This is a genomic window from Carbonatibacter coralli, from assembly GCF_039592655.1.
In the GTDB taxonomy this organism is placed as follows: domain Bacteria; phylum Pseudomonadota; class Alphaproteobacteria; order Kiloniellales; family Kiloniellaceae; genus Carbonatibacter; species Carbonatibacter coralli.
This window is the reverse complement of the sequence record NZ_JBBUTJ010000002.1, coordinates 198,373-218,705: the sequence shown is the minus strand read 5'-3', so window position 1 is coordinate 218,705 and position 20,333 is coordinate 198,373. Positions and strand designations below refer to the sequence as shown.

19 protein-coding genes are annotated in these 20,333 nt (G+C 53.4%); 16 read left to right on the top strand and 3 right to left on the bottom strand.

Going from position 1 to position 20,333, the window contains the following annotated elements; genetic code table 11:
* Positions 1-184: 184 nt before the first annotated feature.
* Positions 185-1,051, bottom strand: coding sequence for an XRE family transcriptional regulator (locus AAAH10_RS06500; protein ID WP_343561775.1), 867 nt, complete (start codon positions 1,049-1,051; stop codon positions 185-187).
* A 369-nt stretch (positions 1,052-1,420) separates the two neighbouring features.
* Between AAAH10_RS06500 and AAAH10_RS06495 the strand changes: the two genes are divergently transcribed.
* The 11 genes from AAAH10_RS06495 to AAAH10_RS06445 all read left to right on the top strand — a co-directional run bounded on the left by AAAH10_RS06495 (position 1,421) and on the right by AAAH10_RS06445 (position 11,402).
* Entirely contained in the window at positions 1,421-1,792 is a 372-nt protein-coding gene (locus AAAH10_RS06495; protein ID WP_343561773.1) for a hypothetical protein, read from the top strand.
* Positions 1,789-2,460, top strand: coding sequence for a DUF2312 domain-containing protein (locus tag AAAH10_RS06490; RefSeq protein ID WP_343561771.1), 672 nt, complete (start codon positions 1,789-1,791; stop codon positions 2,458-2,460). Before AAAH10_RS06495 ends, AAAH10_RS06490 begins: the two co-directional genes overlap by 4 nt.
* A gap of 825 nt (positions 2,461-3,285) precedes the next feature.
* Positions 3,286-3,684 (top strand): hypothetical protein, encoded by a 399-nt coding sequence (locus tag AAAH10_RS06485; protein WP_343561769.1) that lies wholly within the window; start codon positions 3,286-3,288, stop codon positions 3,682-3,684.
* A complete protein-coding gene (locus AAAH10_RS06480) occupies positions 3,630-4,823 on the top strand; it encodes a hypothetical protein (RefSeq protein WP_343561767.1) in 1,194 nt (397 codons plus the stop codon). The genes AAAH10_RS06485 and AAAH10_RS06480 overlap by 55 nt, the downstream gene beginning before the upstream one ends.
* Complete coding sequence (locus AAAH10_RS06475; protein WP_343561765.1) at positions 4,820-5,848, top strand: hypothetical protein; 1,029 nt, start codon at positions 4,820-4,822, stop codon at positions 5,846-5,848. Before AAAH10_RS06480 ends, AAAH10_RS06475 begins: the two co-directional genes overlap by 4 nt.
* 71 nt (positions 5,849-5,919) lie before the next feature.
* On the top strand, positions 5,920-6,387 hold the full coding sequence (locus tag AAAH10_RS06470; protein WP_343561763.1) for a hypothetical protein: 468 nt from the start codon (positions 5,920-5,922) through the stop codon (positions 6,385-6,387).
* Positions 6,388-7,095: 708 nt separating this feature from the next.
* Positions 7,096-7,959 carry a hypothetical protein gene (locus tag AAAH10_RS06465; protein WP_343561761.1) on the top strand — a complete coding sequence of 288 codons (864 nt, stop codon included), beginning with the start codon at positions 7,096-7,098 and terminating at the stop codon, positions 7,957-7,959.
* A gap of 204 nt (positions 7,960-8,163) precedes the next feature.
* Positions 8,164-9,027 carry a hypothetical protein gene (locus AAAH10_RS06460; protein ID WP_343561759.1) on the top strand — a complete coding sequence of 288 codons (864 nt, stop codon included), beginning with the start codon at positions 8,164-8,166 and terminating at the stop codon, positions 9,025-9,027.
* A gap of 314 nt (positions 9,028-9,341) precedes the next feature.
* The gene (locus tag AAAH10_RS06455; protein WP_343561757.1) at positions 9,342-10,166 is read left to right on the top strand and encodes a tail fiber protein; all 825 of its coding nucleotides are present in this window, start codon (positions 9,342-9,344) and stop codon (positions 10,164-10,166) included.
* Between the two features lie 165 nt (positions 10,167-10,331).
* The gene (locus AAAH10_RS06450; protein WP_343561756.1) at positions 10,332-10,553 is read left to right on the top strand and encodes a hypothetical protein; all 222 of its coding nucleotides are present in this window, start codon (positions 10,332-10,334) and stop codon (positions 10,551-10,553) included.
* Positions 10,554-10,616: 63 nt separating this feature from the next.
* Positions 10,617-11,402, top strand: a complete 786-nt coding sequence (locus AAAH10_RS06445) for a hypothetical protein (RefSeq protein ID WP_343561754.1) — start codon at positions 10,617-10,619, stop codon at positions 11,400-11,402.
* 843 nt (positions 11,403-12,245) lie between these two features.
* On the opposite strand, the gene AAAH10_RS06440 is transcribed toward AAAH10_RS06445, so the two are convergent.
* Positions 12,246-12,833: a hypothetical protein gene (locus AAAH10_RS06440; protein WP_343561752.1), complete on the bottom strand. Its 588-nt coding sequence runs from the start codon at positions 12,831-12,833 to the stop codon at positions 12,246-12,248.
* Between the two features lie 165 nt (positions 12,834-12,998).
* Here AAAH10_RS06440 and AAAH10_RS06435 point away from each other — a divergent pair, with 165 nt between their 5' ends.
* From AAAH10_RS06435 to AAAH10_RS06415, 5 genes are all read left to right on the top strand, one after another.
* Entirely contained in the window at positions 12,999-14,525 is a 1,527-nt protein-coding gene (locus tag AAAH10_RS06435) for a terminase (protein ID WP_343561749.1), read from the top strand.
* A gap of 76 nt (positions 14,526-14,601) precedes the next feature.
* Positions 14,602-16,986, top strand: a complete 2,385-nt coding sequence (locus AAAH10_RS06430) for an SIR2 family protein (protein ID WP_343561747.1) — start codon at positions 14,602-14,604, stop codon at positions 16,984-16,986.
* A gap of 181 nt (positions 16,987-17,167) precedes the next feature.
* Positions 17,168-17,452, top strand: coding sequence for a hypothetical protein (locus AAAH10_RS06425; protein ID WP_343561745.1), 285 nt, complete (start codon positions 17,168-17,170; stop codon positions 17,450-17,452).
* 586 nt (positions 17,453-18,038) lie between these two features.
* On the top strand, positions 18,039-18,893 hold the full coding sequence (locus AAAH10_RS06420; protein WP_343561744.1) for a hypothetical protein: 855 nt from the start codon (positions 18,039-18,041) through the stop codon (positions 18,891-18,893).
* A 179-nt stretch (positions 18,894-19,072) separates the two neighbouring features.
* Positions 19,073-19,369, top strand: coding sequence for a hypothetical protein (locus AAAH10_RS06415; protein WP_343561742.1), 297 nt, complete (start codon positions 19,073-19,075; stop codon positions 19,367-19,369).
* Between the two features lie 179 nt (positions 19,370-19,548).
* On the opposite strand, the gene AAAH10_RS06410 is transcribed toward AAAH10_RS06415, so the two are convergent.
* Positions 19,549-20,112: a hypothetical protein gene (locus AAAH10_RS06410; protein ID WP_343561740.1), complete on the bottom strand. Its 564-nt coding sequence runs from the start codon at positions 20,110-20,112 to the stop codon at positions 19,549-19,551.
* Positions 20,113-20,333: the final 221 nt, after the last annotated feature.

The window sequence follows — 20,333 nt, the reverse complement described above, 5'->3', positions numbered from 1 at the left end:
CAATGCTTTTCTGAGAACCGGGCGTTGACAGAAGTGAGGCAGTCGTGATCACTGCTGTTCACGGGTTGATGTGTTGGGACAGGGGTGATCCTGACCGGTCCGGGTCCGATTTCGTCACATGACGCGTGAGGGCTGTCGCGATGGCCTCTGATTGCAAATGCTTCCGTACCGGATGGCTGCTTTGTTACAACCGTCGCCCGTACCAGACGACGCGGCCAACGATGTTGATTTCGTCGATGGCGCGCTCGTAGCTGTCGTGCAGGGGATTGTCGCTCTTGATGCGGAAGGTGGCCGGTTCCGTGTTCGGGATGAACTCCAGCCGCTTGACCACCAGACCAAAACCGTCCCAGATCGCAAAGACCCCCGGTGGAGTGGGGCGCTTGTCGCTGAGATCGACCATCACCCGGTCGCCCGAGCGCAGGGTGGGTTCCATGGAATCACCCTGGACTTCGATAATACGCACCTGTGCAGGGGAAACATGCAGCTCTGCACGCAGGAAAGCGGAGGGAATGCCCCAGGAGCCGCGAACATCATCGGCGATCAGGCTGTTGCCGTTCTCGTCGGTTACAGCCGTCTCGCCCGCCAGACCACCACCACCCATTCCGGCCTTGACGTCAATCTCGACCACGGGGGTCGTGTCTTCGAGCATCTGGGCGATGTGCTCTTCCCCGGCTGAGGTCGCGCGCGGGGTCTCCTTGCGGGTTCCGGCTTTGGTGCCTGTGGCCTTTCCCTTCTCCTTGGGGCGGAGAGGCTCGACATTGCTGGCGCGGGTCAGGGGCAGGTGATCCAGCATGGAAAGATCCTTTTTCCCCGCACGCTTGAAATCGTGCACATTGCCGGGGGTAAAGTCATCCTGCTCCCCGTTTTGCAGCCAGTCGGGATCACAGTTCAGCGCCTTGGCGATCTCCACAATCTTGCGGGTTTCGCGCGTCTTTCCACTGAGCAGCTTGTGGATCATCACCTGGGATAAACCGGCGAGATCAGCCAGCTCCCGCTGGGTCATGCCGAGGTCTTTCAGGCGGCGTTGCATGTTGGTCGATAGCTTTGTCATGGGAACAATTTATAACAAAAGTTATCGAAAAAAAACTAAATAAAGTTATTGACGGTTATTATAACTGAAGTTATTTTAAAACTGTTCCTGATAACCGGTGGTTATAACCGGTGCAGGACAGCGCAAAAGCCGCCCCGGAATCGGAAAAAGGAACCGGGACAGATGCCATACAACTTCAGGCGACCCACACCGGACAGGGTGATTTCCGGTGGTGTTCTCCTGTTGACTGAAACTGAACGTCAGGGCTGAAAAGCCCGTCATACAAACAGTGTCAAAGCCCGATGGACTGGTGTGGTTGCCCGTCGGCATCTGCTTCGGATCAGGTTTGCGAAAGGCCGGTGACCGAAGCTGCAATCCGGCGGTGCCTGTATGCGCACCACCGGTCTCACCAGAACCGGCAGAGCCGACGAACTGCTGCAGGATGCACTCCGGAAAGCCGATAAGGCGGGACCGGAGAGACCGTTTGGCAGAGCCATTGTAATGACTGTCGGAGATGCATCCCGGCAGGGCTGGCGTGGCGGCTGCCGGAGACACACCCCGGCAGGGCTGGCATGGCGGCTGCCGGAGGCAGAGAGAAAGGGCGTTACACGCATGACAGAACAGCTTGTCCGTGCCCGTCGACAGTGGGTGACGGAAATGGAATTGCGGTATGACACGCTGCCCCGCTGGTGGTGGAACCATGCAGAACGTGATCTTCATTTTGAGGCCTGGTACAGGGCCAGAAAGAGAGTGCGACAATGACAGGCCAGTACCATGAAAAGCAAAGTGAAGTTGCAGAAAAAAGCTTTTTAAACCATCCCTTTATGGCTTCCAGTCCAGCTGCTGAACAGCCTGTCACAGAAGTGCTTCCCCGCAACGGCTCTTCCGCTGCCCTGCAGGAGGATTTTTCCGCCCCTGAACCGGACAGCCCGCCGGTTTTGATAACCATCACAGGCCGTGACGGGACTGCAAGACAGCCTGCTTCGGGTTCTGTTTCTGCTACACCCAAAGTCGCTTCAGGCTCCGATCAAAGCGCAACCGCTTGTTCATCAGGCTCTGCGGTTCCCGCAACCGCTTGTTCCGTTGGCTCTGCGCATGGCGCAACCGCTGTTTCGGTTCGCTCTGCGGTTCCCGCAACCGCTTGTTCATCAGGCTCTGCGCATGGCGCAACCGCTGTTTCGGTTCGCTCTGCGGTTCCCGCAACCGCTGGGGAAAAACTCCACGGTTATATCGAGCGGATCAAACGTCTGGAAGACGAGCGTAAAACCATTGCAGGCGATATGCAGGAGGTCTGTTCCGATGCCAGGGTTCTGGGGTTCGATACGACTGTGATCCGCAGGATGATTGCCCTGCGCAGACGCGATGATCAAAAGCGCATCGAACGGGACGAACTGATTGAAATCTACAGACAAACCCTTGGAAAGGCATGACGCCGTTCAGGACCGGTTGCATCAGGCGAACAACGGCTGAGTCTTTTGATCCGGTGCATGGTGTCAAGACCCTGACAAATCGCTCTGTGCTTGTTGCAATCACCCGGTTTATTCGCTCTGGGGTTTCTGAACCCGCGGGTTCAGTCTGCTCTGCACACAGTCTAATCGTATGAACAGTTCGCTCTGCGCACCACGCAACCGCTCGGTTTGGTTTGCTCTGCGGTTCCCGCAACCGCTCGGTCAAATACTCTGCGGTTCCCGCAACCGCTCGTTCATCAGGTTCTGCGGTTCCCGCAACCGCGGGTCATCAGACGTTGATTTCATGATCCCGGTTGCTCTTGCCATCAAGGATATTTTTTTAACCTCATTGAGAACAAATCATAAACATATTTTTAAAACGCAGGCATCGATGGAACAGCGGAACACTTCGGGCCTGGCTGATGGAGCAGGCGCTGTGAAGGGCACGCTCTGAAATCTTGCTGACGCAGGACAGAGCGCACTCAGAGGGTGGGTTCAGGAGCAGGAACCTCGGGGCTACAGACGTTTCCTTTGGCTCTGTCGCTCCGGCAACCGGCTTGCCCGGTTTGCTCTGCGGTTCCCGCAACCGCTCGGTTTAGTTCGCTCTGCGGTTCCCGCAACCGCAGAAAAAACGATCAGAACCCCGTGTTTTGGCGAAGGGAGAGCTGCGGCCTGATGCAGGCCGGGAAGCTGCCGTCCTGTCGCTTTGCCGGGGACTGATCCGAAAGAAAACCCGTTGCTCCGTGATCCTTCGATTGCAGGGCAGCACAGAAGACAAACAGGCAAACACACAAGGAGGGGGCATCCATGATTGCTCTGCAACCCGCACTTTATGACATCTACAGGGAAGCACACGACAGGAAAGACTGGATCCATCGCGAGGCCTTTCTGGAACTGATCGGTCGCACCGAACGCACGGCAAAGCTCTATCTGTCCCAGCTTCTGTCCCTCGGACTGATCGAAAGCGACAAACCGCTCAAGCGTGGACGGGAAAAGAATGTGTCCTTTCGCGCGCGCATTCCGCTGGACCAGGTGCGTAAAATCCTGCGCAACGATGAAAAGGACAGCCAGCCGGAACGCAAAAAACGCAAGTGCCTGCGCTGCCAGGAGGATTTCATGAGCGAATGGGTCGGCAACCGGATCTGTGAGCCTTGCTCCCAACTGAACCGCATGGTCGGCGCAGACATGATGGGGATCGAATGGTGAACGAGGGCTTTATCAAACTGCGCCGCAAGGTGATGGAGTGGGAGTGGTACACGGAACCCAACACCATGCGGCTTTTCATCCATCTGCTGCTGAGAGTGAACTTCAGGGACGGCCGCTGGCAGGGGCGCGTGGTGCGAGCCGGACAAACCATCACCGGACGCAAAAGGCTGTCTGTGGAAACCGGCATGTCCGAACAGAATATCCGCACGGCCCTGCGCAACCTGCAGTCCACCAACGAGATCACCGTTGAAAGCACCAGCCAGTTCAGCGTGATCACCATCGTGAAGTATGCGGAATACCAGGGGGCGCAAATGGCGCGGGAACCCGGGCAGGGGCTGCCGGAGGCATCACCCTCCGCCCCCGCAAATTCATCTTCTGACGCGCAGGGTGAAGAGCACAGTCGCTTGTCCGTTGCGAAGTGCACAGCAGACAGGGATGCGGATCATCCGCACAACTGCTCGGATGGTTTGCTCTGCGGTTCCCGCAACCGCTTTGATAACCAGGGTAATACTCCCGACGGGCAGCAATCTGACCTGTCAGATAACCATCAGGAGGGCCTTGCCCTGAACCGGAGCGATGACCAGCCGATGACCAGCAGCCCGCCAGAGCTTCACCAGCTTTCAACCACTAGGGAGAAGGACAAGAACAAACAAGAAGGAGGGAGGAGTCCTGTTTCGGAAGACCGGGTTGAAGAGGCCGTGAGGCTCTGGTGCGAGATGGCCGCCCGGGTCAATGGTGGACAGGGGCGTGGTTGCCGGGGGCAGGGCCGTCAAGGTCAGGACCTGCCGGATCAGGGCGGGAAGGGGCATGCCCGGGGAAGGGGGCGCAGGCTTCCGGTGCCGCTGGAGGTCACAGGCGCACGGCGTGCTGCGATCCGGGCGCGGCTGGAGGAACCGGGGGGCTTGTCCGGCTGGGCTGACCTGCTGGAACGCGTGGAGCGCAGCAGTTTCCTCAACGGCAGCAAGGGGGGCTTCCGTGCCACGATCGACTTTGTGGCCAAGCGTTCCAACGCCCTGAAAATCCGGGAGGGAGCCTATGATGACACCACTGTTGCCGAAATCCGTGACGCTACGCCACAGGCGATGGATGACGCCTTTCACCGTGTGGCCCGCGACATCGCAGAAGGGAGAGGATTGTGAAGCGTCCGCTTGAACAGGGGCCATCGAGGTCTGACAGTCATCGTGGAGACTGGAAACAGCGCGGCTTCGGATCGCCAGCAGCGGCTTTGCCCGCTCACACGGGCGCTGTTGCTTCCGAAGAGGGGGAGAGCAGGGGCTGTTCTTCGGCTGCCCGTTCCGGCTTTGCACCTTCTGCCTCTGCCGGTTTTTCGTGTGCCCGTCCTTCAGGTGCGAGTCCTTCAGGTGCCGGTTCTTCAGGTGTTGATTTCTCGGGTGCTGATTCTGACTCCGCTGTTTCCGGAGGGGCTTTATTCCCATCCGGGGCTGGCGGCAGGGGGCAGGAGCTGTCCGGTTCTGCACTGACCAGGCGTTCGGGCGGTCGCCCCAGAACACCGACTGCGGCCCGGCACAAGGCCCTGCTGAGTGAGGAGCTTTTCTCCCGCGCCAGCTTTGGCCAGCCGTTGCCGTCCGGTTTGCCACTGATCCCGCGTGAAGACTGCGATCAGGTCATTGCCGAGCTGGAGCAGGCTCTGCAGCCCTGTGGCGATGCTGGAGGACTGGTCTTCGCCCGCCTGCTGATCGACAGCTACCGCCCGCCCAGGGAGTTCGCCGGGGGCATGCCTGACAGCTTTGTACGGGCTCTGGCAAAGGCCTTTCGCGCCCTGCCTCCCGATCTGGCCGAGCAGGTGGTCGACGAGGTCACCCGCACCCGCAAGTTCCTGCCCCATCGCGCCGATGTGGAGGAGGTTGCCGCCCGCCTGCTCAAACGCCGCACAGCCGCCCTGTGGCTGGCCCGCAAACACAGGGCGGCACAGGACAAACGCATCGGGGAGCAGCAAAGGGAGGAGGCTTGCGAAAAACGCAAAATCCGCATGGAGCGCCTGCGCAAACGGTTCGGAGAACTGCCGGTGATGGAGCTGATCCGGCTCGACAGGCAGGAACGGGAGCAGGGAGAACAGAAAGCCGGCAGCCCTCCGTTCCGGCAGACAGACAGCAGCAGAACCAACAGCAGGACCACCACAGGAGGTGCCGGAAAGACAGACTGAAGACTGCGGCCGTCAACGCCGCACCAGATGCAGGAAAACACCAAAAAGACAAAACAGGAATGAGGGTTGGAATGTCCGATTACGGTACTATTGAACGACAGGCCAGAGGTGACATGGTTGAGGAGCTGCGCCAGAACGAAAGCGGCGTGGTGACAGGAGCGGGCCTGCGGGCCATTGCACCACGGGCCATTGATCGCCTCTACCACGCCGGCGTGCTGGGCGACGAACCCGATGCCGGACGCCGTCATCAGGCCGGTCTGGCCTTTGCGGAGCTGCACCTGCTGGTTCATCCCTCGGCCGGGGTGGGGCGCTATTCCCCCATTGCACGCGGCAGCAGGAAGACAGGCAGCCATCAGGAACTGAGCGATCAGGAGGCTGCATGGGATGCACACCTGAAATCGATCCTCTTTTCCCTGCCCAAAGCCTCAACCCGCCTGCTGTGCAATGTCTGCGCCCGTGATGACATGCCAGGAGAACTGGAAAGATCCGCGCTCAACCGCGCCCTCGACGAACTCGCCGAGTTCTGGGGGCTGGGTTGAGGGCGCAGCCGCAGCAGGCAACAGACGTGTGACAGAAGAGGTCCGGACTGCAGGAGAGCGGGGGCTGGCATCATGCAGGAGTGCCGGGCACCGAAGTGAAACGGGATTTCCTTCGATCCCGCTCTGGAGATTGCGAGGAGCTGTTTGCTCCTCACATGATCTCCTGACAGGAAACCCTCGCCGGAACAGTGCCGGTGGGGGGCCTGTTTGCAGTGCGCTTCAGGCTGTCTGACAGTCGGAAAAGAGCTGTTTGCAAAAAGCTGTCCCATCCACTGGAAAGGTGAGCGGGAGGAAAGGCGGCATGTCAAAACCCTCGGCAGTGATTCTGCTCGGATGGTCGCCTTGCGGACAGGGATGGTTCAATGGCGCAATGGACGCACCGGATAGCTTTTTGCAATCGGCACAGGTTCGATCGCCTTGGCATTTATGCAGCCTGCGGCGTCAGTCGTCTTGAGCGCAGGGCGAGCGGCAGGACAGGCGCGAGAACAGGAAAAAAGGTGCGAAAAGTCTTTTGAAAAACATTGTTTGCAGCTTGTCCGACTCTGTGGTGATGACTATTCTTGGTCCCGGATCAGAAGGTTGTTTGTCCTGATCCCGAAGCCCTGTCGCAGTCCGCGGCGGGGCTTTTTTTATGAGCAGTTCTTTTTTATTCGCCCTGTCATCCGGATTTTCCTCGCGGTGGCAGGGCTTTTTTCTGGAAGGTAGAAAATGAGCGGTTTGAAGCACTGGAGCCCGGTCAAGGGTCAGAACTCTGTACCGGAAGTGGATGACAAATTTCAGGAGATTATGGCGGCGGTACGCTGTCATGCCGATGAAGCCGGTTTCTTCGATCCCGGTCACGAACCGTCCTTTGCCAGCGGGAATTCCTTCACTGTCGAGGGTGACAAAAGAGCTGTGTTCCGCGTTGGCCAGCGCATTCGCCTGTCCGATGACGGGGTGAGCAAGTACGGCGTGATCACAGGTGCCGAATTCCTGGCGCTGACCACTGTGACAGTCAGTCTTGACGATGGCCTGCTGATTACGGCCAATCTGACGACTGTTGCCATTGGTATTGATCCACGTGCTGTGGAAATCCCCAAGGTTCCTCTGGCGACCGAGACAACGGCGGGGATCGTCACGCTGGCGTCTGATGAGGACATCACCAACGGCACCGAGGACAAGGTTGTCGATGCCGCGCAACTGAAGGCGGTTGTGGATCTGATCACGCAGAACCCGAGCCTTGTGAAGGTCTTTGAAACGGAACAGTTGACTTTCAGCAATGCTGATACGCTGTCTGTTTCGCATACTCTTGGCTATATTCCGGATTTGTGCCAGTTCGAGTTTGTGTGTGTTGCTGCTGACAACGGCTTCAATCCGGGAGATGTGATCAAACAGAACAGTGCCTGTATCACACTGACGGGTGACAAACGCTATTACGGTGCGACCCTTGCTGTGAACGCAAACACGTTTCGCTTGCGTGTTCCAAGTCGCGGTGTGCTGATCAGCACACTGGTGAGCACTGGTACGCTGCCACTAATCCCGGAAAACTGGCGTGTGGTGATCAAAGCCTTTCACGCAACTGTACCGGCCTGAACAGGGCGTTCGCCTGTGGAGGTGAAAGGGAAAAAATCTCTTTTCCTGGCAGGCGGGGATTTTGACAGCGTTTTGTGCCTGTTTCATTCGTTTCCAATGAAACTGAAACTGAAACAGAAGCACTGAAAAGCCTGATCTGATTCAGCAACAAGCAATGGCTCTGTCGCACTTCTGCGGCAGGGCTTTTTTTATGGAAGGAAAATCATGAGCGGTTTGAAAAATTTCAGCCCTGTTGAAAACGAAAACACGGTTCCGGCTGTAGACCAGACCTTCAAGGTCATCATGGCGGCTTTGCGCTGTCATGCCGATGAAGCCGGTTTCTTCGATCCGGGGTTTGTCCCGGCACGTGTCAATGCCGGCTCCTTTACCGTTGAAGGTGACAAGACCGATGTCTTTCTGGTGGGGCAGCGTATTCGCCTGTCCGATGATGGTGATTACAAATACGGCGTGATCACAGGGGCCGAATTCCTGGCGCTGACCACTGTGACGGTCAGTCTGGACGATGGTCTGCTGATCACCAACAAGCTCTCAGCCGTCGCCATCGGCGTCGATCCGCGCGCTGTGGCGGTTCCGGAGGTTGCGCTGGCGACAGAAACAACAGCGGGGATCGTGACGCTGGCGTCCGATGAGGACATCACCAACGGCACCGAGGACAAGGTTGTCGATGCCGCGCAACTGAAGGCGGGGCTGGATGCCGCGGCCCAGGCCCGGGCTGCACTTCCGGTTTCTCCACTGTCCAGGGAGTTTACCAGTTCGGCGATCAGCTATTCCCACGGGAGCAGTGTTGCTGTTGACCACGGCTTTGGCGTCATGCCGCGCCTGATTGCCTATGAGGCAGAATGTCTGACGGCAGAAGGCGGGTATTCTGTTGGTGACAGGGTCAATCTTCTGGCTTCCAATTCAGGCACTAACTCTGCGCTGCAATGGGGGCTGACCTCAAAGTACAACACTGCGCAGATCACAATCCGTTTTGCGTCTTCCGGTCTTACCATTGCACATGGAACCACAGGCGGGCGCCTGACCCTGACCCCGGCAAACTGGGCGATCTTTGTCCGGGCCTGGGCCTGATATCCAGTAAAGCAGCCGGAGCGTGTCGTTGATCCGGTCACGATCCGGTGATTTTTTTCATGGAATTCTGTTCATGCCTTGAAAGGGAAAAGACAATCCCTATCTGTTGGTAGAGACCCAATTGTACGAGCAGCGGGTCTCGTGAACAGAACTCTGACTTGCAGCCCTGCCGCGTCCTGCGGCGGGGCTTTTTTTATGAACAGTTGCCCTGCGATCTTTCGGGAGTGCAGGGTTTTATGAGCAGCTTTTTTTCGCTCTGCCGCCGGGATGTCACATCGAGGCCGGCAGGGTTTTTTTTATGGGAGAAAACCGAAATGAGCGGTTTGCAAAACTGGAGTTCTGTCGAAGGCCGGAATGATGTTCCAATGGTGGATGCCAAGCTTCACGAGATTATGGCGGCGGTGCGTTGTCATGCAGAGGAAGCGGGCTTCTTTAATCCGGGCCATACTCCATCACGCGTGAGTGAAGCTGTCTTTTCTGTCGCAGGCGACAAAACCGGTGTTTTTCTGGTGGGGCAGCGTATTCGTATCACGGATGATGGCAGCTACAAGTACGGGATCATCACGGCCTCTGTCTTCAATGCACTGACCATGGTCACAGTGAGTCTGGATGAGGGACTGGTGATCAGCAACAAGCTGTCTGCCGTTGCGATCGGGATTGATCCGCGTGCCTATGTCGGTGGTCTGGTCGGTTCCGCTGCTGCGGTGTTGGCCCCCGTCGGTTCCCTGTCCTGGCATGCCGGTCAGACTGCACCGGAAGGCTGGCTGGCCTGTGAGGGGCAGGCGGTGTCCCGCACGGACTATGCCGGACTCTTTGCGGTGATCGGTACGGTTTACGGTTCCGGTGATGGTTCCACAACTTTCAATCTGCCGGATCTGCGTGGCGAGTTTGTTCGCGGCTGGGACAATGGCCGTGGTGTGGATGCGGGTCGTGCCTTTGGTTCTGCCCAGGCGGATGAGCTGAAAGAGCACGACCACAGGATCGGCCTGGAACGGATCAATGCCTCACAGGCCCAGCCAGGGAGCGGAATTGGTGTCGGTGCCGACAATGAAAGAGGCACAGAGGTTCTCACAACCCTGACAGGTGGTTCTGAAACCCGTCCGCGCAACGTGGCCCTGCTGCCGATCATCCGCTTCTGAGTGGTGAGCGGCCTGTCGTGTTGAATGTAAACAGAAATGCCGCTGCCTCGCTGAGTGCGGGGCGCTGAATTGCGGGAAAGGCCTGCTTCTGTCGCTGTGTTGTTTTTGAACATCCGGCAGAGGCGGGCCTTTTGTTCCCGGGCAGAAAAACAGGAGGCTTTGGGTGTGGAACGAGGTCTTGGTGCGGATTTGATCCGTGATGAAGTTTCAAAGGAGCACAGGCTTTCCGGTCCGTCTGACAGGGTCAGAGAAAAAGCGACCAGAGCCTGGTTTGCCGGATGGGAGAAACTGGAGCGGGAGAAACCCTGGCTGCTTCGTCCGCCCGTTTCTGACGTTCCATCAGGCGGGGATGAAGCTCTGGCCAGGGCGATGTGGATGAAGGAGTAGGAAAGGAAGCGTCAGCCACGACCCGGGATACTGGAACGATTGTATGGCGCGGTTGAGCGCGGAGTGAGTAAGGGGTGGGGCAAAAACGATCCGATTGGCCTTGATCCTGCGACCAGACAAGAGCTTCGGCAATACGGCGGCGTGTTTTATGGCCCTGCGGGAGTAATCAATGAAGCTGTTAGCGTCCCTTTCATGGAAGTTGGTGACATAGCTGTTCGCGGTGGACATGCTGCGGCGAGAGGCGGTGCGGCTTTGACCGGGCAGATTATAGAGGAGCTTGGTGCAGGATCAGCGCGTCAGATTGAAAGAGAGCTGATGGCATTACCGGAAGCTTTTGCGGGAGCCTTGGGACGCGCTGTCGGGATTGCACGGCATCTTGAAGCCGGGAACACAGTTCGGACAACAGCACGACATCACGTTCCGACACAACTGGATCGCTTGATCGCGAGAGGCGGAAAGCCGGTTAAGGTCGGAGAAATTTCGGAGGATCAACTGGAAGCGATCAGGATGGTCGTGACACAGAGCGCTTACAGGGATTTTCGTCAGGCAGACAAATCGGTTTATGCAACTGCAGAGCTGTTAAAGAGCCTGAGAATTGAACGTCCCAAACACGCAGAACGTTTGATAAGAGGGATGCCGGATCATTTGAAAGAAGGCGAGATCAGGGCCAACCGTCATGATGATCGTATGCACCGCCCGATCTTTTTGCGTCCGGGAGTGCGTAAGGGTAATGGCAAGAAATCGTATGATGTTATGGTTCTGGATGCGACAGAGAAACCTGGAGCAATCGGAGTGCCGACATTGCACACGGCGCCAGTGAAAACCTTTGATAGGGAAAAGAAGCCCTGAAGAAGTCGGCATCCACTCAAAGTGGCCTTCAATACAGCTATCGGGCGTGCTGCAAACGGCTAGCCTGAACCACAACCACTCGTCAGCGGTACCCGGGTGGACAGAGCATGGAGCCATGAACAGGGCTTCAGATATGAACAATAATCAACTGTTGGTTTGGTGTCAATTGTGCGCAGTCCCGGGGAAAGGGCGCTGGAGCGAGGGAGCTTGAGAAGATTAATCGGATGCGACAGAGAGACCTGGAGCAATCGGGGTGCCGACATTGCACACGGCGCCAGTGAAAACCTTTGATAGGGAAAAGAAGCCCTGAAGAAGTCGGCGGTCAGAGTCCACTCAAAGTGGCCTTCAATACAGCTATCGGGCGTGCTGCAAACGGCTAGCCTGAACCACAACCACTCGTCAGTGGTGCCCGGGTGGACAGAGCATGGAGCCATGAACAGGGCTTCAGATATGAACAATAATCAATTATTGGTTTGATGTCAATTGTGCGCAGCCCCGGGGAAAGGGCGCTGGAGCGAGGGAGCTTGAGAAGATTAATCGGATGCGACAGAGAGACCTGGCGCAATCGGAGTGCCGACATTGCTACACGGCGCGACCAAACATATTTGATGGGAAAAAGAAGCCCTGAAGAAGTCAGCGTAACTTTCAATACAGCTATCGGGCGTGCTGCAAACGGCTAGCCTGAACCACAACCACTCGTCAGCGGTACCCGGGTGGACAGAGCATGGAGCTATGAACAGGGCTTCAGATGTGAAGAATAATCAACTGTTGGTTTGATGTCAATTGTGCGTAGTCCCGGGGAAAGGGCGCTGGAGCGAGGGGGAGCTTATGATTGCGGTGTGGTCAGATTCCGCTTTTGTCAACACCCAGCCGGCTTTCCAGATCAAGGATGGTTTCTGTCATCCTGAAGGTATCCGTCATACAGCGGATTGTCGGGTTGTTTGTCATGCTCCTGCTTTCTGGTGGCCTGAGGCGGGAGGTCTGTCGTTGCAGTGCAGCATTGTCCTCTTCACTCAGAGCTGTTCCGAGAACGAGCTTGTTGAACGCTGTTTTCTGTCCTGTATCCAGAGTGTCCCAGGTGTCTTTTGAGCGGCATTGACACAGGCTGTGCTGTTCAGACGGAGAGGCCTTGCCAATGTGGTTGGTCAGTGTGCCGAGGATCTGTTTGAATTCCGGCAGGTCCGGGCTGATACGCAGAACGGCACGTATCCTTTCTTCGAACTCTCCGGTGACCAGATTCTGCTGACAAAGTGCGTAGGGAATGGCCTGGCCCGGTTCATCGAGTTTCTGCGCGATAAGGATCAGTTCAGCACGCATTGCCTTGTCATAGCGATAATTGACAAAGTCCTGCCTGCTCTGCCTGCTCTGCGTGGTCTGGCAGGCTGAGAGGATCAGGAGGATGGAGAGCAGAAAGGTTGTTTTAAAGGTCATCGGCGGTTTTACTGTGCGGTTTCGTGGCTGTTCTGCAAGAAAACAGCTTATCGTTTTGTCTTGAGAAATCAATGAAGTCCTTTTGATATTTCATGATCTGTTGCAGCCCCTTGTCGCGGAGTTTGGCTCTGCGCAAGGGGCTTTTTTGTTGGAGGAACTCTTTCAATGACCCGTTCTGTTCAGGTCTTCGCAAAATCCGGTTCTGCTGTTGAGGAAAATTCCGTGGAGGAGGCCAGTGAAGGCCTTTCAGAGGTTCTGCTGCAGGAACGTGCGGCGGCTCTGGCGGGGGACCCGCTGGGCTGGGTGCGCGAGGCCTTTCCCTGGGGGGAGGGTGAACTGAAAGCCTTTGCCGGTCCGCAGGACTGGCAGCAGGAGGTTCTGGAAGGTCTGCGCGACGGGCTGCTGACCCCTGAAGAGGCCATCCGGCTGGCGGTGTCTTCCGGTCACGGGATCGGCAAGTCGGCGCTGGTGAGCTGGATCGTGCTCTGGGCCATGACGACCTGTACGGACACCAAGGGCGTGGTGACCGCCAACACCGAAACCCAGTTGAAAACCAAAACCTGGTCGGAGCTGGCCAAGTGGCATCGCCTCAGCAGGTGGCGGAGCTGGTTCAAGTATACGGCCACCGCGATCTTTTCGAGCAGGGCCGGGCACGACAAAACCTGGCGCATTGATATGGTGCCCTGGTCCGAACGCAACACCGAGGCCTTTGCCGGTCTGCACAACCAGGGCAAGCGCATTCTGGTGGTCTTTGACGAGGCCTCTGCCATTCACGATCTGATCTGGGAGGTCACGGAAGGCGCGCTGACCGATGCCAACACCCAGATCATCTGGGCGGTTTTTGGCAATCCGACGCGCAACACGGGCCGCTTTTTCGAATGCTTTCATCGCTTTCGTCACCGCTGGCAGCATCGCCGGATCGACAGCCGTTCCGTGCCCATTACCAACAAGCGCCAGATCAAAAGCTGGGCCGAGGACCACGGCACCGACAGCGACTTTTTTCGCGTGCGGGTGCGCGGGGAGTTTCCCAAGACCAACGCGGACCAGTTTATCTCTTCCGCCCTGGTCGAGGAGGCCGCCCGCCGCAGCTGTGACCCGGACCCGGCTGCACCGGTTGTGATCGGCGTGGACTGTGCGCGCTTTGGCGATGACCAGTCGGTGATCCTCACCCGCCAGGGGCGCCGGGTTGTCGATATTGTCCGGCTGAGGGGCAAGCGCGGGCCGGAGATTGCCCGCAAGGTGCTGGAGGTCAGCAACAGCGCACGGGCCGATGCGATTTTTGTCGATGGCGGCGGGGTCGGGGCCAGCACCTGCGATGCGCTCCACGCCATGAGGGTCCGCCATTTCGAGGTCGCCTTTGGCGGCAAGGCGGACAACGACGGCGACAACGGCTATGTCAACAAGCGCGCCGAAATGTGGGGCCGTCTGCGCGACTGGCTGGAGCGGGCCGACATCCCCGACGATCCCGAACTGCTCACCGACCTCAAGGGCCCGGAATACAGCTATGACAGCCACATGCGCGTGCTGCTGGAAAAAAAGTCCGACATGAAAAAACGCGGCCTTTCTTCCCCGGACGTGGGCGACGCCCTCGCCGTGACCTTCGCCGAACCGGTGGCCAGCCAGCAGGTGCGGGCCTTGCTTTTCGATTATGCGGATGCCGCAGAAGATGATGACTGGATCAGCGGGGGATGAAATTTAAGGTTGATTTAATTGTTTTAAATTGTAACGTTTTAGGGGCGATGGAAAATTATGTTTTTATGAGATGAATATGGATCTTGAGCTTCTAAAAAATCTTGACGTAGAAAATTCAATTCTTTTTTTGGGTGCCGGTTTTTCGGTAGATGCTTTTAATATAAAAAATGAAAAACTCCCTACAGGGAAGCAGTTGAAGCAGAATTTTTTAGAAATTTTAGATGTAGAAGATAATAATTATGATTTGAAAATTTTGGCGGATGAAATTAATGAACGTGAAGATGTGGATCTTTACCAGATTATTTATGAGACATTTACTGTAAAATCTTACAGTGAAGATCAGGCTTTGATTTTGAAGTTACCTTGGAGAAGAATATATACAACTAACTATGATGATGTTGTTGAATGTTTTCGTGTTAAAAGTGATATCAAGCTGAATAGTTTTTGCCATACCGATGCTAAGCCAAGAAAAATACCAAAAGGAAGTGTCGTTCATCTGCATGGAATAGTTCGTAATTTATCTGCAGATAATGTTTTAGATCAGCTCGTTTTGAATGAGGCGTCCTACATTAGGCAAACCTTTGATGCTTCATCTTGGAATGATGAGTTTGTTCGAGATTTAAAGTTTTCAGAAAAATGTTTTGTAGTTGGATATAGTCTTTCTGATTATCATATTACAGGGAAAATACTTTCAAAAATACCTAGTGGTAAAAGTAAGATATTTGTTGTTACCAAGAATTTATCTGACGAAATGTTGAAAAAAAGAATGCAAAATTTTGGTACTTTGCTAGATATCGGTGTTTCAGGTTTTGCTGATTTTTGTAAGAATATTAAGGAACCTGAAAAAAGTAATGATCTTAATATGTTGAAGTCTTTTGATTATATGGATCCTTTCCTTGATAAGAAGTCATTAGCTCAACCGACTGCAAACGAAGTTTTGAACCTGATGGCTTATGGTTCATTTAATTACCAAAGGTGTTTGTCTTCTCTTTCGAATTATGATCCAAGTTATGTTGTGCCTCGATATTCGACAATCAACGAAATAATTGATTATATTAAGGATAATAATTGCTTTTTGTTGCATTCAAGGATTGGTAATGGGAAAACAATTTTTACTAATATTTTGTCTTATAAGCTAAGTGAGATGGGGTTTAAATGTGTTAAAAGAAAGTTTTCATCTCCTCTTGTACCTTCTGATTTGGACATTTTAAAGCAGCATAAAGATTTGGTTGTGTTTATTGATGATTATGATGCTGCTGTTGAAATTATTGGTGAGCTTAGTAATGAAATTGTTGATTCTAAATTTATTATTACTGTTAGGACTAGTGTCCAGGAATTACGGCTTCATGAGGCCTTGAAGTTATTTCCTAAACCCCTCAAACGCGTTGATTTAAATTATTTAAATCAAGATGATAAAGAAGATTTCAAAAGGATATTAGATTTTTCTGGATTAAATACGAGAAATATTGAGGGTATTATTGAAAAAGGTAGAGATTTTAGAGAAATTGTTTTAGATTTGTACAAAAATGAAGCGATTAGGGAGAAGATTGATCAAGCATTAAAGCCTTTGTTTCATGACAGAGAATTCAAAAAAGTTTTTGTTATTAGTCATTTGTTGAAATCGACAGGTGTTGATGCTGATAGTGGGTTTCTTAATAATGTTTCTAGAGTAGATGCTTATGAAAAACTAATTTGTTATCCAGAAGTATCTAATGATATTTTTATATTATCTGACAATAGTGTTAGGGTTAGATCTTCAATTTTTTCTGAATATATCATTAAAGAGTATTTTGATCCGAATGATATTGTGGATGGAGTGTCGTCGATTATCGTTGAAGCTGTTAAGAGAAAGAGTGAAAGGAGGTATCAGTCTATCCTTAGCTCTGTAATGAAGTTTAGTTTTATAAAAAAATGTTTAAGTAGGTATGGCGATTCTAAGAGCTATATTACTAGTATATTTGAAGATTTGAGGCGTGACATTGAGGTTAATCAAGAGCCTCTTTTTTGGCTTCAGTACTCAATATTTCAGCTTGATTATAACGATTTTGAATTAGCTGACAGTTTTTTGCAGACTGCATATGATAGAGCTAAAGAAAATAAAGGGTTTAGAACGTTTCAACTGGATACGTACGCCTTGAAACTTATATTGTTGATTGAAAGTGAAAAAAAGGAGTTTCTGTCAGCAGATAAATTTGAAGAAATTTGCGAAAGAATTGAGCAAGTTAGGATGATGATTACAGATGAAAATCATCGATCATTTGCAATTAAAGTTTTTCATGATTTTGAACTGTTCGTTAAAAATAAGAAAGAATATATAGGTAATTCTGAAAAGGCAGCTTTGACTTTTTATCTAAATTTGGTTGTGAAGGATATGGAAACTTTAACGCAAGAGCAAAAATTAGCAACAGATGTTACTTCTGTTATTGGAAGTTTGCATCGTGCGACAAGTCTTTTAATCTGAAGCATGTTGCTTTAGGAAAGTTTGATTCTTTTTCAATCAAAGCGATTGTGAAAAACTGATGTTCACAAGTCAAGAAAAGCCTGTGAGCCCAAGAAGGGACATCACTCTTTCCTGCGCAATCTGACAGGGTGTGATAGGCTCGTGCTTCGCGACAGATACCAAATGATCAAGCGGGGAAGCCATGTACAGCTCTGTAACCCTGATCTGTTTCATGATTTTGTACTGGGTGCTGGCCCGGGTGGTTCGGCCGCTTCGGGAGATGGATGCGCCGCGTGATCCGGATCTGGTGGTGCGCTATGATTCGGATGATGGCCGCCCGATCACGAAAGGCAAGGCGCATGCCGATTTCTGGTTTGTGGCGACCGCGCTGGGGGCCGTTGTCCTTATCGTTCTGGTCGCAGAACTCTTCGGCTTCAGGGAAACGCTGTTCGACAATCTCAAAAGCGAAATGAGCGAGTTTTTCTGACAATGCTGCGCATGTGCACCGGATCAGAGCTGATGATTGCGCATGACGACACCATTGGCCGGGGCTGGACCGGAAGATGGCCTTTGTTCTGTTCGCGAGTGAACCGGCAGCACTGCTGACGGTTTCGGAAATTTGTCCCCTGTTTCTGCCCGGCCGGAGAGAGCGATGGAGGGCGGTCATCCGGTGGTTGCTGGTCGCGGTCCGGCAAGGCTGCAAGCCTGGTCCGGTTTGTGTTCTGTTCTGCCTTTCGGGTGAAGGCTTCTTGCAGAGGCTCTTTCCAGAGGGAACAAGCCGTGGAAAAGCTGTTTTACGGGACATTAAAATCTTTTCAAAAGTCTGCACAGAGCGGTCTTGTGCGATCGGCTGTTAAGTTTCCCTGTGAGCCGGTTTCAGGGATCAACATCCCAAATGTCTGAAAAGACAGCAGGCGTTCTGCTGCTGATGGATGAGGATTGAAATAATTTCCCACCAAAACACTCGGCTATTGCTCCGAAACCGAAGCAAATGCTAAAAGCTTGCCTAAAGCTGTGCTCTGTCTTGTCAGGAGAGAGCGCGAAAAAAACAAATCAGCAGGCTTTGACTATTGATGACGGAATTTCTTTTGTTGCTGGGGCTTGTGTCCCTGCCGCTCTGCGCCGGGTTGCGCAGGGGCTGGCGTGTTTCCTGGCTGTTTGGCCTTTCAGTGCTCGGTTTTGTCGTGCTGTGGGGGATCAACACGGTCTATCTCTCCTTTCTTCTGATGAGCAATCCCGCCCTGACCCAGGATGTGCAATCAATCGAGGCGCACAATGAGCGGCTGATCTGGCCACTGGTGATCATGGCCTTTTTCGGTCTGCTGTACTGGGGGCTGGAACGCTGGCGTGTGCTGGCCTTTCCACGCTGTGCCGCCGTGCTGTTCTGGGTGCTGCATGTCGGGCTTGCCGCCAGCGGTTTTCTGCTGCACATGCTGGGCCACCACGTCGGGGGAGACCAGGGGCTGGGCGTCGATGGCCTGACGCTCTTTGACAATCTGGCGACCTTTGCCAGAGCCTTGTCCTGGTTTGCACTGGCTGCGGCCGTGGGGCTGGCGCTGCTGGCTGTACTCTCGGCGGCCCTGCTGTGCTGTGCGGACTTTCCTGTCGGTCGTTCCTGTCTCCCTTCTGTTTGGATGTTGCTTTCAGGTGGAGGGAAAACGCCTGAAGGAAGCCTTGTGCTTTGGATTTCCTTTTTCAGGTGTGGTGCAACCGGTGAGGCCTTTGCTTATCACTCGCTCATGGCCGAACGGAATGGGAAGGGCCGTATCAGCTTTGCGAGGTCTTTTCTGCTTCAGTTGTTGCGAGGAACCGTTCACGTTGGGCATTGTCGCGAACAACCGCTTACAGCGATCCAGAAAAAATCGAAAATCCAGAGGGCGAAAGGCAGACAAGAAGGCAGGTCACAGCAAGAGTCTGGAAGCTTTTGAAGAGCGCGGAAAACTGCTGACCGAGGATGAGAAGCAGGGCACATGCAGCAATTGGAGCAAGATAAAAATAGCTGGTGTTGTCTCTGTCCAGATGAAAGCGATGGGCTCCAAACCAGCCGAGTGTTGCCCAGATAAACCAGGCAAGAAACAGGTGGCGGCGCGGCGGGATTTCATGTTCTGTGTTATCGACTGGTGGCATTGTTCTTTTCTGGTGGTCTGGCGATCAGGTTTTCAAAGTTCAGTTTGCGCAATTGTGTCCCTTTTTTTCAACCACAGTTTTTTCTTCCCTCTGCGTCACCTTCTATGGTGGTGAATACATTGGTATTTTTGGAACAAAAGATCCGGAAGCGCCGGAAAATGGCTGTTTTATCCGGGCTTTGGGTTCTAAGACTCGTCTTTTGATTGAGAAAATGCAGCTCCACAGAAAAAAGGAGATGCATTGTGGTGAAAAAAAACAAGGAAAAGAAAGAGCGTAAAACCCTGATTGAAAACTACTTTTCAAGATATGACGGGGGTATAGAAAACCTTGAGAACTGGTCGGTCGAGACTGAAAGCTTCATAAAAAAGCTGAAGACTCTCAATCGTAAGATCGGCTGAAAGAAAACAGGCCCCGGATCACTCCGGGGCCTGTTTTTCTGGAAGGGGGAGAAGAGGACTATTCCCCGTGGATCGCACCAAGGAATTTGCTGGTCTCAGCAGAGGCATTGCCGGATGCGAGTTCTGGAGAGCAGAAATACCCCTCAAAGCGGTTGTTGCCTTCTGCACCTCCACCAGGAAGACCTTTGTTGTCGTTTTTGCCAAAATAAACACAGCTGACGTTTTGGACGGGGTGCTGGAAACTGAAACAGGTATAGGATGAGTTGCAGGAAACAGTCTGCACATTTGTGATTTGATGGTCCTTGAACTCGTTCCAGGATTTGACATCATCTGTTGTGTATGCCGTGTCACGTTTCCAGTAGTAGAAACTTGGCAAGGTCTGCAGGATAGTTTCACCCCAGTGCAGGTTATTGTTTTCAAAGGTCCAGGCTGTGGTGTACCACTTGCCGCTGTTGTCGGAGTAGAGGCCGTACTGACAGAAACTTTCCGTTTTTTCGTAATAGCCTGCGTCATCGAACCGGACAGGGCAATCGCGTTCGGCAATTTCAACAGGATCGTTCTTTACAGTCTGACAGGCGCTCAGAAGCAGGGTGCTCAGTAGAAGGGCGAGTTTTGTTTTCATGGCTTTACCTTGTACGTGGTTCTGAATGCCCTGCCTGTGATCTTTGAAGAAACGGACAGTTTTTCAGTTTCTGGAATTTCATCTTTTGTTAGCAAAAAGAACAGCTTTTGACCACATCCAAAAAACAGTTGTGTTTTTTGTTTGTTCTTGAAAGGTTCCTCTGAGTTCTCTATAGTCGTTTGCGGATCAACAGGTCCTGCGCAAAAGCTCCGCCTCTAACG

Bases quoted from the DNA above. Each gene is read 5' to 3' on its own strand.
- AAAH10_RS06410 (WP_343561740.1), bottom strand. From the start codon at position 20,112: ATGAAAACAAAACTCGCCCTTCTACTGAGCACCCTGCTTCTGAGCGCC.
- AAAH10_RS06490 (WP_343561771.1), top strand. From the start codon at position 1,789: ATGACAGGCCAGTACCATGAAAAGCAAAGTGAAGTTGCAGAAAAAAGC.
- AAAH10_RS06465 (WP_343561761.1), top strand. From the start codon at position 7,096: ATGAGCGGTTTGAAGCACTGGAGCCCGGTCAAGGGTCAGAACTCTGTA.
- AAAH10_RS06460 (WP_343561759.1), top strand. From the start codon at position 8,164: ATGAGCGGTTTGAAAAATTTCAGCCCTGTTGAAAACGAAAACACGGTT.
- AAAH10_RS06455 (WP_343561757.1), top strand. From the start codon at position 9,342: ATGAGCGGTTTGCAAAACTGGAGTTCTGTCGAAGGCCGGAATGATGTT.
- AAAH10_RS06435 (WP_343561749.1), top strand. From the start codon at position 12,999: ATGACCCGTTCTGTTCAGGTCTTCGCAAAATCCGGTTCTGCTGTTGAG.
- AAAH10_RS06495 (WP_343561773.1), top strand. From the start codon at position 1,421: ATGCGCACCACCGGTCTCACCAGAACCGGCAGAGCCGACGAACTGCTG.
- AAAH10_RS06485 (WP_343561769.1), top strand. From the start codon at position 3,286: ATGATTGCTCTGCAACCCGCACTTTATGACATCTACAGGGAAGCACAC.
- AAAH10_RS06425 (WP_343561745.1), top strand. From the start codon at position 17,168: ATGTACAGCTCTGTAACCCTGATCTGTTTCATGATTTTGTACTGGGTG.
- AAAH10_RS06470 (WP_343561763.1), top strand. From the start codon at position 5,920: ATGTCCGATTACGGTACTATTGAACGACAGGCCAGAGGTGACATGGTT.
- AAAH10_RS06430 (WP_343561747.1), top strand. From the start codon at position 14,602: ATGGATCTTGAGCTTCTAAAAAATCTTGACGTAGAAAATTCAATTCTT.
- AAAH10_RS06420 (WP_343561744.1), top strand. From the start codon at position 18,039: ATGACGGAATTTCTTTTGTTGCTGGGGCTTGTGTCCCTGCCGCTCTGC.
- AAAH10_RS06440 (WP_343561752.1), bottom strand. From the start codon at position 12,833: ATGACCTTTAAAACAACCTTTCTGCTCTCCATCCTCCTGATCCTCTCA.
- AAAH10_RS06500 (WP_343561775.1), bottom strand. From the start codon at position 1,051: ATGACAAAGCTATCGACCAACATGCAACGCCGCCTGAAAGACCTCGGC.